Annotated in this window: 17 protein-coding genes; 6 read left to right on the top strand and 11 right to left on the bottom strand. The window is 41.6% G+C overall.

The window, feature by feature from the left end:
• Nucleotides 1-76 precede the first annotated feature (76 nt).
• From glpK to H0185_RS20845, 3 genes are all read right to left on the bottom strand, one after another.
• On the bottom strand, nucleotides 77-1567 hold the full coding sequence (gene glpK / locus H0185_RS20855; RefSeq protein ID WP_221875427.1) for a glycerol kinase GlpK: 1491 nt from the start codon (nucleotides 1565-1567) through the stop codon (nucleotides 77-79).
• A gap of 30 nt (nucleotides 1568-1597) precedes the next feature.
• Nucleotides 1598-2419, bottom strand: coding sequence for an MIP/aquaporin family protein (locus H0185_RS20850; RefSeq protein ID WP_221875426.1), 822 nt, complete (start codon nucleotides 2417-2419; stop codon nucleotides 1598-1600).
• 215 nt (nucleotides 2420-2634) lie between these two features.
• Nucleotides 2635-3174 (bottom strand): glycerol-3-phosphate responsive antiterminator, encoded by a 540-nt coding sequence (locus tag H0185_RS20845; protein ID WP_246629333.1) that lies wholly within the window; start codon nucleotides 3172-3174, stop codon nucleotides 2635-2637.
• A gap of 348 nt (nucleotides 3175-3522) precedes the next feature.
• Here H0185_RS20845 and H0185_RS20840 point away from each other — a divergent pair, with 348 nt between their 5' ends.
• The 4 genes from H0185_RS20840 to H0185_RS20825 all read left to right on the top strand — a co-directional run bounded on the left by H0185_RS20840 (nucleotide 3523) and on the right by H0185_RS20825 (nucleotide 6222).
• Entirely contained in the window at nucleotides 3523-3846 is a 324-nt protein-coding gene (locus tag H0185_RS20840) for a hypothetical protein (protein ID WP_221875424.1), read from the top strand.
• Nucleotides 3847-4299: 453 nt separating this feature from the next.
• Nucleotides 4300-4638 carry a DsrE family protein gene (locus H0185_RS20835; protein WP_221875423.1) on the top strand — a complete coding sequence of 113 codons (339 nt, stop codon included), beginning with the start codon at nucleotides 4300-4302 and terminating at the stop codon, nucleotides 4636-4638.
• 111 nt (nucleotides 4639-4749) lie between these two features.
• On the top strand, nucleotides 4750-5973 hold the full coding sequence (gene yedE / locus H0185_RS20830; RefSeq protein WP_221875422.1) for a selenium metabolism membrane protein YedE/FdhT: 1224 nt from the start codon (nucleotides 4750-4752) through the stop codon (nucleotides 5971-5973).
• Between the two features lie 69 nt (nucleotides 5974-6042).
• Nucleotides 6043-6222: a sulfurtransferase TusA family protein gene (locus H0185_RS20825; RefSeq protein WP_343223189.1), complete on the top strand. Its 180-nt coding sequence runs from the start codon at nucleotides 6043-6045 to the stop codon at nucleotides 6220-6222.
• Nucleotides 6223-6364: 142 nt separating this feature from the next.
• Here the strand turns inward: H0185_RS20825 and hxlA are convergent, their stop codons facing one another.
• From hxlA to H0185_RS20785, 8 genes are all read right to left on the bottom strand, one after another.
• Complete coding sequence (gene hxlA, locus H0185_RS20820) at nucleotides 6365-6973, bottom strand: 3-hexulose-6-phosphate synthase (RefSeq protein ID WP_221875420.1); 609 nt, start codon at nucleotides 6971-6973, stop codon at nucleotides 6365-6367.
• A 130-nt stretch (nucleotides 6974-7103) separates the two neighbouring features.
• Entirely contained in the window at nucleotides 7104-8054 is a 951-nt protein-coding gene (locus H0185_RS20815; RefSeq protein ID WP_221875419.1) for a sugar kinase, read from the bottom strand.
• A gap of 141 nt (nucleotides 8055-8195) precedes the next feature.
• Complete coding sequence (gene rpiA / locus H0185_RS20810; protein WP_221875418.1) at nucleotides 8196-8870, bottom strand: ribose-5-phosphate isomerase RpiA; 675 nt, start codon at nucleotides 8868-8870, stop codon at nucleotides 8196-8198.
• Nucleotides 8871-9022: 152 nt separating this feature from the next.
• The gene (locus tag H0185_RS20805) at nucleotides 9023-10309 is read right to left on the bottom strand and encodes a TRAP transporter large permease (RefSeq protein WP_221875417.1); all 1287 of its coding nucleotides are present in this window, start codon (nucleotides 10307-10309) and stop codon (nucleotides 9023-9025) included.
• A complete protein-coding gene (locus H0185_RS20800; protein ID WP_343223186.1) occupies nucleotides 10309-10797 on the bottom strand; it encodes a TRAP transporter small permease in 489 nt (162 codons plus the stop codon). Before H0185_RS20800 ends, H0185_RS20805 begins: the two co-directional genes overlap by 1 nt.
• A 14-nt stretch (nucleotides 10798-10811) precedes the next feature.
• The gene (locus H0185_RS20795; RefSeq protein WP_221875416.1) at nucleotides 10812-11825 is read right to left on the bottom strand and encodes a TRAP transporter substrate-binding protein; all 1014 of its coding nucleotides are present in this window, start codon (nucleotides 11823-11825) and stop codon (nucleotides 10812-10814) included.
• 77 nt (nucleotides 11826-11902) lie between these two features.
• Complete coding sequence (hxlB, locus tag H0185_RS20790; RefSeq protein WP_221875415.1) at nucleotides 11903-12460, bottom strand: 6-phospho-3-hexuloisomerase; 558 nt, start codon at nucleotides 12458-12460, stop codon at nucleotides 11903-11905.
• A gap of 18 nt (nucleotides 12461-12478) precedes the next feature.
• On the bottom strand, nucleotides 12479-13483 hold the full coding sequence (locus H0185_RS20785; protein WP_221875414.1) for a LacI family DNA-binding transcriptional regulator: 1005 nt from the start codon (nucleotides 13481-13483) through the stop codon (nucleotides 12479-12481).
• A 192-nt stretch (nucleotides 13484-13675) separates the two neighbouring features.
• On the opposite strand from H0185_RS20785, the gene H0185_RS20780 reads away from it, so the two are divergent.
• Both H0185_RS20780 and H0185_RS20775 read left to right on the top strand, forming a co-directional pair.
• The gene (locus H0185_RS20780) at nucleotides 13676-14401 is read left to right on the top strand and encodes a sugar phosphate isomerase/epimerase family protein (protein ID WP_221875413.1); all 726 of its coding nucleotides are present in this window, start codon (nucleotides 13676-13678) and stop codon (nucleotides 14399-14401) included.
• Nucleotides 14402-14644: 243 nt separating this feature from the next.
• Complete coding sequence (locus tag H0185_RS20775; protein ID WP_221875412.1) at nucleotides 14645-15265, top strand: DUF3298 and DUF4163 domain-containing protein; 621 nt, start codon at nucleotides 14645-14647, stop codon at nucleotides 15263-15265.
• Nucleotides 15266-15400 lie beyond the last annotated feature (135 nt).

Here is a 15400-nt window from a genome sequence, read left to right as displayed (position 1 = left end):
GATTTATTTACTAGTCTATGACAAACTTGCTAGATCCGTTCCAGGGATTTCGTACCAAAGTACATTTTTTTCGCTTTTATTTAAAAACCATTGCGGCCTTGACCGCCTTCTTCCAGCCCTCATAGAGCTCCGTACGATTCTCTTCAGTCATACTTGGATCAAATTTACGGTCAATTGCCCATTGCTTGGCAATTTCTTCTTGACTCTCCCAGAAACCAACAGCTAGACCAGCTAGATAAGCGGCACCAAGTGCAGTCGTTTCATTGACAATTGGTCTTTCAACTGAAACATCTAAAAGATCACTTTGGAAATCCATTAAGAAGTTATTTTTAACAGCACCGCCATCAACACGAAGTTTTTTCAATTCGAGACCAGCATCCGCTTCCATAGCAGATAACACGTCTTTTGTTTGGTATGCAAGTGATTCTAGTGTGGCGCGGATAAAATGTTCCTTCGAAGTACCACGAGTCAATCCAAATACTGCACCGCGAACATCACTATCCCAATATGGAGTCCCTAAGCCAACAAAGGCTGGAACCACATAGACGCCTTCAGATGATGCGACTTTTAAAGCATAGTCCTCAGAATCCTTTGCATCTTTGAGCATTCTTAACCCGTCACGAAGCCACTGAATCGCAGAACCCGCAATAAAGATGCTTCCTTCAAGCGCATATTCGACCTTGCCATTGATTCCCCAAGCAATCGTGGTCAAAAGTCCATGGGTGGACTGAACAGCCTTTTCTCCTGTATTCATTAGCATGAAACAACCCGTTCCATACGTATTCTTCGCCATTCCCGTTTCGAAACATGCCTGACCAAACAAAGCTGCCTGCTGGTCCCCTGCTGCTCCTGCAATTGGGATTTCCTTTCCGAAGAAATGATAATCAACCGTATGTGCGTAGATTTCAGAAGATGGACGTACTTCAGGAAGCATGCTCTTTGGTACATCTAAAATTTCTAAAAGCTCATCATCCCATTTTAGCTCATGAATATTGTACATTAGCGTCCTGGCAGCATTCGAATAATCCGTTACATGGGCACGTCCGCCTGAAAGCTTCCAAATCAGCCATGTATCGATCGTACCGAACAGAAGTTTTCCTTCTTCCGCCTTTTTACGTGCACCTTCTACGTTGTCTAGTATCCACTTTACCTTCGTTCCGGAAAAATAAGCATCAATCAGCAATCCTGTTTTTTCACGAAACAAATTGTTATAGCCTTTTTCTTTTAACTCATCACAAATTCCACTTGTTTGTCTAGATTGCCAAACAATTGCATGATAAACCGGTTTCCCACTTTCTTTATCCCACACAACCGCTGTTTCACGCTGATTGGTAATCCCAATTCCCTCAATTTGTTCCGGCTTGATTTCCGATTCTGATAATACTTCGGCAATTACCGATAAAATTGAACCCCAAATTTCATTGGCATCATGCTCTACCCAACCCGGCTTTGGAAAATGCTGCGTAAATTCCTTTTGCGCGGTATGAGCGATTTCTCCTTTTTTATTAAACAGAATTGCACGAGAACTTGTTGTTCCTTGATCTAATGATAAAATGTATTTTTCCATAATCATATCCCCCAGTTGTGTAAATAGTGATTAAGCAGCCTTTGTTTTACCCATAGTAGTTGTCTGCTTTTTACTAGCTGAATAGGCAATCGCTAAGACCACAAGATGAATGGCTAGAACGGCCCATAGTAAACTTGTAATCTTCCCTAAAAATGCTGCTTGATAGAAAACTGCTCCTAAGCTACCGCCCAATAGCGGACCAACTACTGGAATCCAGGAATAGCCCCAATTGGAACTCCCTTTCCCAGGAATCGGCAAGAAAAAGTGAGCAATACGCGGACCGAGGTCGCGGGCTGGATTGATGGCATAACCTGTTGTCCCTCCTAAAGACATACCGATGACAACAATGAGTAGCCCCACTGCAAGTGGATTTAGCCCTTCTGTAAATTGGTTGGCTCCGATATATAATAAACCAAGTACAAGAAAGAAAGTACCAATTATTTCACTTACTAAATTTGAAAAGGTATGTGGGATTGCTGGCCCTGTGGCAAAAACCCCTAATTTTGTAGCTGGATCTGTTGTTTCCTTCCAGTGTGGTAGATAGTGCAAATAGACGATAGCCGAGCCGATGATGGCTCCGATGATTTGGGCAATGATGTAGCCCGGAACCTCCGCCCAAGCAAAATCTCCATTCAATGCCAATGCTACGGTTACGGCTGGGTTTAGGTGAGCCCCACTAACGGATCCTACAGCAAACACTCCCATTGTAACAGCTAGTCCCCACGCAATCGTAATGACAATCCAACCGGCATTATTGGAGTAGGACTTCGCTAAGGAAGAACCTGCTCCAATTCCGGCACCAAATACGATTAGAATCATCGTACCAATGATTTCTCCAACAAATGGCGTCATTTTTTCCTCTCCCTTTCTAGATGGATCAATTTTTTGACAATAAAAAAGGAGATCACAACAGAACCCTCCCTATAAAATGGGCTCCGTGTGAATCTCCTTATCTCCGTCACATAATTATTAACTTGTAAGGCTAGTATATACACAAATGAAAACGGTGTCAACATTGTTTTTACTATAAATATATTAAAAAACTGGCTTTTTTCTTTTTGTAGGCTTTATGTCCATAAGTCCGTTTTAGACGTTGTAATCGCCGTGGCTCCAGCCTTCAAGGCATTTTCAACTTCTTCCCTCGTTCGAATGAATCCTCCAGCAAAAATCGGAATTCCTACCCTCTCCTTTACTTCCTCAATCATCCATGGCATCGCACCTGGAAGAACCTCAATATAGTCAGGCTTCGTCTTTTCTAGAAGCTTTAAACTTTTTTCCAAGGCATGGCTGTCAAGTAAGAAAATTCTTTGCACAGCGAGTACCCCTTTTTGCTTTGCCTTTTTAATCACCCCTGCCTTCGTTGAAATCAAACCATATGGCTTGTACTCTTGACAGATGTATTCCGTTGCATATTCATCGTTTTTGATTCCTTGAATCAAATCAACATGATAGATCATTTTTTTCCCTGCCGCTTTAGCCATGCTATTCACGTTTTTTAACTGAGCAATATGCAAATCTAAAAAGACCCCAAGTTCATAATTACTCTGTAAAAACTGCTCAAACTCCTTCATATTTGAAGAAGCAGGCAATATTTTCTGTTCAATCATGAGTAACCTCCATGCTAAAAAGTTTATAACCATCTTAACACAAACCTTTTCCGGAACATGGGTTCATTGACCGGGGCGGGACACGGGGACAGGTTTACTGTCCCAGGAGTAACAGCAGAATGTTTTCACCCTATTCGAAGTTATTAATTGGTCTGCTTGGGAACGGAGATAAAGACTCTTTTAGACTTTAAAACCACATTGAGTCCACCACCCGATGTTATTCTATATCACTTCGCTATTCATAACCTCGACAAGAATGTTCATGTTCTCCAAATAATCATACTCCTTTATGAATATGGTGTATTATGCACTTTTTTCCTTTTAAATTTTAGGGAAAGTAGGGATTGGATGAAATGGAAAATACACCGTTGTAACTGCAGAGAAGTATGGGCAATTCAAAGCCGGAAGAAAAAAATGACAGCTGATACGATCCTTCTCAAAGGCGACTGGATGACGGAATTAAAACCTGAAAGGCACCGCAACCCAAAAGGATTTGTGACAACTTTAAATACAGAAGAAGTGATATTGGACCCATCTCAAGAGGTTGTCCATCAATTCACAAAGGGGCCAAAATTAATCTATGACAAAAAGAATGTGGATTTCAATCAAAAGAACGGAAAATACTTATATTTTGCCGCTGACGGAACGTGCTATATGCTGAATCCTGACTGAGAAGCAAGTAGGCCATGGCTAATACAACCGTCCCCAGGTAGAAAGGGACGGTTCTCAAAATATGTTCTTTATCTTTATACGCTTGTCTACTTTTCCACCCTGATGATGGGACTGGCAGCGATGATGATTTCTGGTTATGTGCCGCAGTTTCAGGGGAATTTTCTAACTTTTTTACTAGTCATTCCGTATTCTTTAATGTCCTCTTCTAAACTCAATACTCGTTTCTCCATTCGAAGGTGAACACATCATTTACATCCACGTCCCCATGTTTCCTATCGAGAAAACCGATTAGTTACTAGAGGGATTATTGATTATTTGAATTTATATATCAAATGGTTGTTTCTTATAATTAGAGAGTTGTTTTGCGTTTTTAAATGAGGCTACTTTAGCAAGCCACGGAAAACGGATAGTTCCTATTATAGAAAATAGAATATGAAATCTGAGGTGAAAACATTGAAAAACAAAGTCATTTTACTAGCTTCCGACCAGCTTGGAAGAGGAGACAAAGATTTAGGGGAGGGTGTGTTAGAGACCTTTTTTACCATCCTAAAACAAAAGGAAGATCTGCCTGTTGCTGTATTTTGCATGAACAGTGGGGTGTTTACCTTAACAGAACGCTCGCTAGTATCGCTCCAACTGAGAGATCTTGAGGCAAAGGGCGTGGATGTTCTCGCTTGTAAAACCTGTGTTGAGCATTATGAAGTTGAAAACCAACTCATCGCTGGAAAAATCAGTGGCATGGCACACTTTATTGAGTTGGCTTCACAATATGAAGTTCTTACATTATCGTAAGTGTTCGTTCGGGACAAGGTAACTGGTCCATTTCCCTACTATCATGCTTACACACCGGGACACGGAATCGGGCATTTAGTCCCAATATGAGAAAGGAGTGAAAACTCAACCATGAGTTTGTATAACAAAATATTTAAGGAGTATTGGAACCCCTACATAGCGATTAGCCTTGCAGGGCTTGTTAGTGCGTTGTATTTTAGCCTAACGAGTACCGTTTGGGCGGTAACCGGAGAGTTCACTAGATTCGGGGGGCATATTCTACAGTGGTTTGGAATCGATGTGTCCCAGTGGGCTTATTTTAACCTCGTCGGGCTAGAAGGAACTCCAATTGGTCGATCTGATGGCTGGATTGTGATTGGAATGCTCGTTGGAGCTTTAATCATGATTTTGCTTAGCAATAGCTTTAAAATTCGGATTCCCAATCAAAAGCGTCGCCTAGTGCAGGGGTTTATTGGTGGCATCATTGCTGGTTTTGGTGCACGACTTGCCCTCGGGTGTAATCTCGCAGCCTTTTTTACCGGTGTTCCGCAATTCTCTTTCCACGCTTGGGTGTTTATGTTGATGACCGCGATTGGCACCTACTTTGGGGTGAAGGTCGTCAATACCAAGTGGTGGCTGGGAAAACCGAACCTTCAAAAAGGGGCTGGGAAGGTTGCCTTAAAACGAAAAGCAAAAAAGAGCAAGATCCAGCCAATTCTTGGGTTGATTTTAGCTTGCCTTTACGCAGCATTGATTGTGTTTTTCTTTGCCGTTGGTCAGAACTTACTTGCGATTGGGGCCATTGCAGGGGCTCTATTTGGGATTCTGATTGAACGAGGACAGATTTGCTTTACCTCTGCGTTCCGCGATATGTGGATTAGTGGCCGGGCGGTTATGTCTAAGGCAATCGCGGTTGGAATGATGGTCAGTGTGGTTATTACGTTTATTTATATTCAAACTGGTGCGGCCCAAATCATTAAAATTGCAGCTCCAAGCACCGTGATTGGTGGATTGTTATTCGGATTTGGCATTGTTCTTGCCGGAGGCTGTGAAACTGGAATGATGTACCGTGCGATGGAAGGCCAAGTGTTGTTCTGGGTTGTTGGTGCAGGTAATATTGTTGGCGCTACTCTGCTTGCCTACGGTTGGGATCATCTTGGCATATTCAATGCATTAGCAAAAGACTGGCCAGCGGTGAATTTAATCGAGGTATATGGGCCAACCGGAGCACTCATTGGAACGTTAGCGATGTTGGCACTTTGGTTTCTGTTCTCCAGCTGGTGGGAAAAACGCTTCCGTTATGGAAAAGGAATCACAAAATCAGAAACTCCAAAACTCACAACCAAGGAGGTTTAAGCTATGTTACAAGAACTTGAGATTGATTACACATTAGATATCCGTGGTGAGCCTTGACCGTATCCCGTCATTTATGCGCTGGATGCGCTAAAATCAATGAAAATTGGTGAAGTCTTACAAGTCATTGCCGACTGCCCACAATCCTTCCAAAGCGTTCCCGAAGAAGCAGTCAAGCACGGCTATGAGCTCATCACCGAACCAGAAAAAGACGGTCAGGATATTTATTTTTATATTCGAGTGGTTCAATAGAAAACAAAGGTGACAAAAACAAAGGTGACAGGCACCATCCAGAAATTGGAAGTCGCCTTTTTCTTAAGCAAAGGGGCGGTTCTTCTGCATCCATACATGTATGAATTCAGGAGAACCGCCCCTTGTTTGTCTTTCTCGATTATCATTTCTTCATCTCAGCTGCAACGCTTGCCGGGTTTTCTGCTCCGGTGATGGAACTGCCAGCGATGATGATATCTGGGTGATGAGTTGTAATCTCTGGTAAGCTTTCCAGGTTAATTCCCCCCGCGACAGCTACCTCAAAATCGAAGCCCTCAACAAGTGAAAACAAAGCTGTATTAAACTTCCCCTCAGTTTGTTTATCCTTCCCAACATGCAGACTGACAAGTTGGACACCGAGTTCTTTTAGTTCAGCCAATCGGTCTCGAGAATGAACCTCTAACAAATCAATCATGATTTGCGCTCCCATTTCTTCTGCAACCTGAAGCGTATCTTTAATCGTAAGATCAGATGAGAATGCCATCACGGTAGTAATGTCGGCTCCTGCTTCAAAAGCTTGACGTGCTTCGTGCTTGCCGGCATCACATGTTTTCATATCAGCAAGAATCAGGATGTCAGGGAAAAGCGCACGCATCTCTCTGATAATCGCCATTCCGTATTCTTTAATAACCCCTGTTCCAATCTCAATAATATCAATGCTTTCTTCTGTTTCTTTCGCAATGCGAAGACATTCTTCTCTTGTTAATCGGTCTAATGCTAACTGTAATTTCATACCAACACCTCGTTATTTCCTTTGTAGCACCCAAATTTTGGATGGTGCCTGTCACCTCGTTCGATTTCTTCCAAATTTCTGGATGGTGCCTGTCACCCTACTCTCGGTCACCCAATTCGGTCACCCTACTCTACCTTTCAATCCGCTCGACTTCGCCGAGTTTGGCTTGGACATCTTCATAGTATGGCAATCCTTCATTATCGCCTTTAACACTAACTACCATCGAACCAATGGTATTCGCGAAATGGAGTGTTCTTTCAAGTGACCACTCGTGTAAAAGTCCATAAAGGATACCGGAGTTAAAGCCATCTCCTGCACCAACCGTGTCGACTACTTTTGATGCCTTCACTGGTGGAGAAGCTAGTATTTCACCATTCCAATACCCAACAGACCCTTTATCGCCTTGCTTGATGGCAATAAATGAAATTCCAAGAGCTTTCATTTCTTCAATGATTTTCGCCGGATCACTCTCACCGATGATAATGTCCATTTCTTCGTCACCAGCTAGCAAAATATCCACACGTGGCAATATTTCCGATAAGACACGTCTCGCTTCTTCCTTGCTCCACATGCGCAGTCTAATATTTGGATCGAAGGATATCATCATGTTATTTTGCTTTGCTAGTTCAATAGCACGGTGGATGACTTGGATGTGATCCGGACCAATTGCTGGATAGATGCCTGTAATGTGTAGGATTTTTGCTTGCTTGAAATACTCTTCATCTAGATCATCTGCACTCAATGTGAGAGTTGGTGATTTATCTCGATAATAAAAGGTTCTTGTACTCCCATCCTCCATGATTTCTTTAAAATTCAATGAAGTAGGGTATCCATCAACAAACTTCACTTGAGAAACATCAATTCCTTCGCCGCGTGCAAAGTTGTGAATGTGTTTCCCAAACTCATCGTTTCCTAAAGCGCTAATATAACCCGTTTTTAAACCCAGCCGAGCACAACCAAGTACTAAGTTAAGCTCCGCTCCGCCAATCTTTTTCTCAAATCCACCAACAAATTTCATTGGTCCAGTCGTATTTGGGTCAAAAACGATCATCGCTTCCCCAATTGTAATAACATCCTTCATTCTAAAACCCCCTCAGGGACACAGGGACAGGTTCACTGTCCCAAGGAGGCATCGCCTCCTGCCCTTAATATTTCAATTCCTTGTATGTCTGCAATTTCTTTCATTGTTGAATCTTTGGGACAAGGTGCCTGTCCCCTTGTCCTACCCTCGTTCGGTCAATTCAATTTGTCCGTTTCGTGCAACAATCACTTTCTCTACCATCCCGGCGAAGATCCCGGTTTCGACAACACCAACTAGTTGAATCAATTTTCCATGTAAACCTAGAGCATCCTCAATCTTTCCGAACTGACAATCAAGAATATAATTTCCGTTGTCCGATACAAACACTTCTTTGTCTTTTCTTCTTAAAACTGGGATCCCGCCCAGCCTTTCAATGTTCTTCATCGTTACTTCATACCCAAAAGGTAGAACTTCTACGGGTAAGGGAAAAGTCCCTAACTGCGAAACGACCTTCGATGAATCCGCAATGATGATTAGTTCATCGGCACAAGCATCAACTACTTTTTCTCTGACCAATGAACCGCCGCCACCCTTTACCAGGTTTAAAGCACCATCAATTTCATCGGCACCATCAATCGCAAGATCAATATGGGTAGTGGTTGAAAAGTCAACCAACGGAATGCCTAGTTCTCTAGCCAATTTTTCTGTCTTTTTTGAAGAAGGAATACCCCGAACCTGAAGCCCTTCGTTTATCCGCTCACTCAAGCACTGAAGCATCCAGTTAACCGTTGATCCAGATCCCAATCCTAGCGTCATACCATTTTTCACGTATTTTACTGCTGCTTCAGCAGCAACTCTTTTATCTTGATCACTCACTTTATTTCACCCCTAAGACAAAGGGACAGGTTCACTGTCCCAAATATCGGCCCTTGATATCACATGAACCTTCTACTAAAATCCATTTTATTGCAATAAAGTGGACGATTCGCATGGAACCCTTGGGACAAGGTGCCTGTCCCCCTGTCCCACTAAAACAATCCTGGATTAATGGCTTTTGGAATATAGAATGCAATGTCTGGGAAGAACGCGATAAATAACAACACGATAACCACAATCGCAATATACGGAATCACCGCGACAAAAGAGCGTTCAATGGACATTTCCCCAATTTTAGCTGCCAGCAATAGGCAGAGACCATATGGTGGTGTAATCAAGCCAATGGCTAGAGTGATCACAACAATCAATCCTAAATGAACAGGGTCAATTCCGAACTCCAATGCAGTTGGCAAAATCACTGGTACGAATAAAATCATCGCTGGAATGGCATCCATAAACGTTCCAATAAAGAGGAAGAACAAGATAACGATGATAATAAACATCCATTCTGTTCCGACATTATTTGTAAAGAATTCTTGTGCAAGGGTTCCTAATTGGTAATAACTCATTAATTCCCCAAGTGCACTTGCACATGCTAAGGCGAATAGAGACAAGGAGCTTAACGCTAACGTATCCATTAAAATTTTCGGCAAATCTTTCAATTTTAAAGTTTTATAATAGAACATACAAACAATTAACGTATACAGTGATGCTACCGCTGCTGCCTCTGTCGCTGTAAAGAAGCCTGTAATAATTCCACCGATAATAATGATTGGTGTAAGTAAGGCTGGAATGGCTTCTAGCAACAACTTAGCGAACTTTTTCATTTCTACCCGTTTTGATCTAGGATAATTCTTTTTTACAGCAAGGATATAAATAAACACCATCATGCCGAGACCAATTAAGATTCCCGGTACAATGCCGCCGAGGAATAAAGCCCCGATGGAGGCATTGGTTAAGCCTGCAAAAATAATCATTGGAATACTAGGAGGAATGACGACGCCTACTGTTGAAGAGGCAGCCGTTACTCCTACCGCTGTTTCTTTGTCATAGCCTTGTTTCAACATACTAGGAATAAGGATCTTCCCTACTCCAGCAGTATCTGCTTGTGCTGCACCTGATACACCGGCAAACATCATCGATACGAGTACATTCGCATGTGCTAACCCTCCACGAATTGGGCCAACAACTGCGAGAGCCAGGTTAATGAGTTTTTCAGAAATTTTTCCAGAGTTCATTAAATTTGCTGCAAGAATAAATAATGGTACCGCTAATAGAACGAAAGAATCAAGTCCATTGACCATTTTCATTGGTACGGTCGCTTCAGGAGTGTAAGGGATTCCAAAAATACCAAGTAAAGCGACAATCCCGATGACAAAAGCGATCGGAACACCGATTAGCATTAAAATGATGAATAATCCAAGTAGTAAAAATCCCATTACCCATTAACCCCCTTTGCTTTGTGTGATTGAATATGGTCAAGTAAATGTGAAACAGAGTAAATAATCATCGTTCCTGCCATAATCGGAATTGCAATCCAAATGTACCCCATTTTCATCTCAGGAAGGGTTGCCCATGTATAGTTCCAAAACTCTTTTACAACGATCATTCCAAGGAAGAAAATACAAACGTTAAATGCGATTAAAACAAGGTCATTAAAAACGTTAAGCGATACTTTCTTCTTCCCCGTTAATTTTCTGATGATGAAATCAAAGTTAAAATGTTCGCGACGGTTCACCATTACAGCTGCTCCCATGAACATTGCCCAGATAAAGGAATAGTTTGCAACCTCTTCCGTCCAAAGCACAGATACTCCTAAATATCTTGTAATAATTTGCAAAAGAATCACCAAAAAGAAAACGCTTAAGAATATGACTCCAAAGGTGATTTGTATTTTTTCAAGTGCTTGCACAAAACGCTTCATCATTACGCCTCCCTAGGTTACTCCAACCCGATAATCTTCTGTAGTAATTCTTCTACTTCAATTTCTTTTGCTAAATCTTTTAAAATAGGTCTAGCAATCTCAATGAATGGTTCTGTATCAATTTCATTGATAGTAGCGCCTTCTGAAATGGCCTTTTCCTTATATTCAACATCTTGTGCATTTGTTGCATCACGTTCTGCCTTAACCGATTCTTCTGCCGCTTTTAAAATAACCTCTTGTTGTTCTTTCGTATATTGGTCAAATTTTTCCCCATTGATTAATAAAAACCTCGTTGTATAATCATGTCCGGTTTCGGTGATATACTTCCCATTTGGTGTTGTGTGATGGGATTGTTGTACAAAGAATGGGTAAGCGTTTTCAGAAGAGTCAACAACATCTTGCTGTAAACCTTGATAAAGCTCTCCCCAAGAGATTCCTGATGGAATGGCTCCTGTTGCTTCCCAGAAGTCTGAGACAACACCAGACGTTTGCGTTCTTAAGGAAACACCTTTTAAGTCTTCTACAGAGTTAAGCGGTTTCTTTCCATAGTAATGGCGAACACCAGCAGACCAATAGCCTAATAGTTTAAAAGAATTATTGGATTTTTCATTAATGATGTTTCCCATCTCTTTCCCCACTTCACCATCCACTACACTTAACCAATGATCATAGCTGGTAAATAAATAAGGTGCCGAAAATAAATCCACTTCTCGAATCCCTGTTTGAGTCATAAAACCTGGTGAAACAAGTACCACATCTGCCGCACCAAGCTGAAGTTTTTCAACTAACTGCGATTCTTCTGTACCAATGGTTCCTGCATGGACTTCTACTTCAATATTTCCATTTGATTCACGTTCAGCTACTTCTTTAAACTTCAACATTCCTGTTTGATAAGGATTTTCTGGAGAAGTTTGATTGTGTGCGGCGATAATCTTAATTTTTCCGTCTCCATCCCCGTCTACTGTCGTACTATTACAACCCGCTAAAAATCCTATAGCAAGAACCACGAGTAATAGAAATTTTTTTCCCATCTTCCCTTTCCCCCTTATGATGAATAACTTAGTAGGCTTTCCGAAAGATCCATTTCTCTCCAGAAAGCCCTATTCCCCTATTCTAAGTTTGCGTGCTTTTGATTTAAGCTTGAATGACTTTTCCCCTCTGGATGCAGCTGCTGAAGATACACAATAATGGCATCTAAAAGCAGATGTGCTGACTGATCAAACTGACTTCCAAGCGGCTGAATCGTGTCTGGCTCTGAAGGAAGACGCTTTTTGGTTGCTGCTGGAATTGTGATGACACAATCGCTAAGCTCCCCGATAACAGATTCCTTATTGGTCGTAACCAAAGCCACTTTTGCGTCAATTTTCTTTGCTGTTTTCGCATATTGAACAAGTGAGCCTGTACTTCCTGAACCTGAAATGGCAAGGAGAAGATCCCCTGTTTCAATGCTTGGTGTAATCGTTTCGCCGACCACATAAACTGAATATCCACTATGCATAAGTCGCATCGCAAATACTTTTCCTACCAAGCCGGAACGCCCTGTACCTGCAATAAAAATCCGCTTGGCATTTTCCAGTTCATTTCCTAATTGAGCTGCTTCGTTTTCATCTATTTGACCTAATACACCAGAAATTTCACTGGCAACGGTTTCAATAATCTTTTTCATCTTTGATCACCTTTCTAGTTAACAAGATTCTCGTGCAATTAATTCTGGTTCAAATCGGTAAATTTGGGCTTGATTCGAACGTTCCTTGTTTTGCATTTTTTCGAATAAAAGGTTTGCTGCCTTTTCCCCCATTTTGAAAGCAGGTTGGGCAACGGTTGTTAATGAGGGACTGAATATGTCAGCATAAGGAACATCATCAATTCCAATCACCGCGATTTCTTCAGGAATTCGCATTTGCTGGTTTTTTACATAGGTTAATACCTGCTTTAACACCCGATCATTCACAGCAATAATCGCATTTGGTGGGTTAGGTAGCTGCATCATTCGACCAATGGACTCCTGCATTTCGGAAATTGCACTAGGAACGATATAACGTTCTTCAAGCGGAATTTGGTGTTGTTCTAATGCTTTTTTATATCCATTAATCCTTTCTTCACGTGGTGTTATATTTGGGTCAAGAAACGGCGAAATCATCGCAATTTGTGAATACCCCTGCTTGACTAAAGCTTCAACCGCTAAAAAAGAAGCCTTCTCGTTATCTAGTAAAACCGTATCAATCTCGACACCATGGATTAAACGATCCATAAAAACAATTGGAAAGTTCTTTTTCACAAGGTCCTGGTATAACGCCACATTTCCTCCAGTTGGAACGGCGATAATTCCATCGACTTGTTTGGCTCTTAACATCTCAATATATTTTTTCTCTTTTTCTGGTTGATCATCAGCATTGCAGATGATCACGTGAAAATTATGTTCATTACAAACGTCCTCAATGGCTCGAATCACATGCGTGGAAAACACATGCAAAATGTTTGCCACGATGACGCCGATGGTAGTAGTAGACTTTTGTTTTAAGCTTCTGGCAACAATATTAGGGCTGTATTCTAGTGCTGCAATTGCCTCTTCAATACGAGCTTTCGTTTGCTCGCCCATATAATCGAAGCGCTGGTTTAAATATTGGGATACAGTGCTTTTTGAAACACCTGCATGTTGAGCAACATCTGCAATGGTAACCTTTTTCATCTCTTTTACTCCTAAATCGTTTTACTAAATCGGTTTAGCAAACCGGTTTAGTGAAAGTATAGACTAAATGTAAGCGGTTTACAACCCCTTTCTTTCGAATGTCCCACAAAAAAATGTTGAATCTTGTAAACGATTTCCATAAGTGTTAGAATTTCTACTAAACCGGTTTAGTAGCACCGAGGAGGCTTAAAAATGACAAAGATTATCTTACCTACACTTATCTTTAAAGAATCTCTTTCACTCGAACAACAAGTGACAAGAATAAAAGAATACGGTGCGGATGGAATCGAAGTCCGTCGAGAACGCTTAAAGGATATCTCAACAGAGTTGGAGAGGTTTAAAGCTTCTATTAAAGCTTCAGGTTTAGAGACAGTCGTTTATTCTGTGCCGACTGAGTTATTTCTAGACTCACATACGATCAATCCAGTCGCAGTAACCTCCATGAAGGAAGCCGAGTTATTGCAAGCGACCCATATTAAGTTTTCTCTCGGAAGGTTTCATGCAGACCACGCCAACGTCGATAGATTTCAAGCTTGGCTGGCTACGAATCTCCCTAAAGGAATGAAACTTTTAATCGAAAATGACCAATCCACTTATGGGGGAACTTTACAGCCCATGCTTTCCTTTTTTCAATGGGTAAGGGAAACGTCAGTCCGCATGACGTTTGATGTTGGCAACTGGACAGTAAATGAAGAAGACTGGCAGGAAGCCTACAATCGTTTAAACCCATGGATCGAATACCTCCACTTAAAATCAGTCCAAAAAACAAAAGAAGGCTGGGTAAGCCTCCCTGTTCTGAATAAACACTTTAGCATCCCTTTCCCTACCTACACCGCTATTGAATTTCCATTGACCAACCCAAATACCGAAGGTCCACAATGGGTAGAAAAAATGAGTCGGACAAAGCTTCATTCTTAGGTTTAAGATTGTTTGCTCTTGGGGCAGAGTTCCTGCTCCTTTGTCCTATCCTAATCAAACGTTTGATTAGTTTCGCCTTGCTACATCAACGTTTATAAGCACTAGGTCGATACTAAATTTCAAATTCTTCATCCCAGGCTGAGAAAAGTTCGTCCTATCCCCTGCATATTCACCTCGAATGGAACAGTGTCAAGCACCCCTAAGATACACTTGAATACCATGGATGAAAAAGGTGGTATGACAATGCCAGTCACCTTGCCTGTCCTTATGAAAACGATGAACGTCAGTAACGGCCCTGATCTACAGGTTTTTTACCCAAGAGTAGTAAAAATGCAGAACACAGCATTGGAACATCTCATCAATACTTCCATTGTCAATCAAACTCAAGAACTCATCAATCTACAAGTCAATCAATCTCCTTCAACCGTGGTCGAAATGCTGGGAACCTACGAAGTGAAGAATAATCAGCGAGATGTCCTAAGTCTTGCGTTTTCTAATTATACGTACTACTACCAAGCTGCCCACGGGATGACCTATATCAAATCGTTAAGCTTTGATTTAAAACAAGGCAAACTCTTGCAGTTAAAAGATTTATTTAAACCTGATAGTGATTACATCAATAGAATCTCCGGTTTAATCCTAGCCCAAATTGCAGAACGAGACATTCCACTCCTAGAAGAGTTCACAACCATACAACCTGACCAAAATTTCTACATCGCCGACAAGACACTCGTCATTTATTTTCAGCTATATGAGCTTACTCCCTATGTTTTTGGATTTCCAATGTTCCCTCTTTCTGTTTATGATTTGCAGGATATCATTGTTGAAGACGGCGCCCTTGGAAGGCTTGGCCAGAACAACTAACAAGTAGTAGGGTGGGTGGTACATGAGAACAGGCACCTTTCCCGAAGCACCAGTAAGCTCCTTGGGACATGGTGCCTGTCCCCGTGTCCCTTTCCCTTTGTCCCTTCAGGATGAAAACGTCCCCTTTCGAAACTA

This window comes from Mesobacillus maritimus (assembly GCF_019749255.1).
Lineage (GTDB): Bacteria > Bacillota > Bacilli > Bacillales > Cytobacillaceae > Mesobacillus_B > Mesobacillus_B maritimus_A.
Note: the sequence above shows the minus strand (reverse complement) of the source record. Positions and strands in the feature narration are given on the sequence as shown.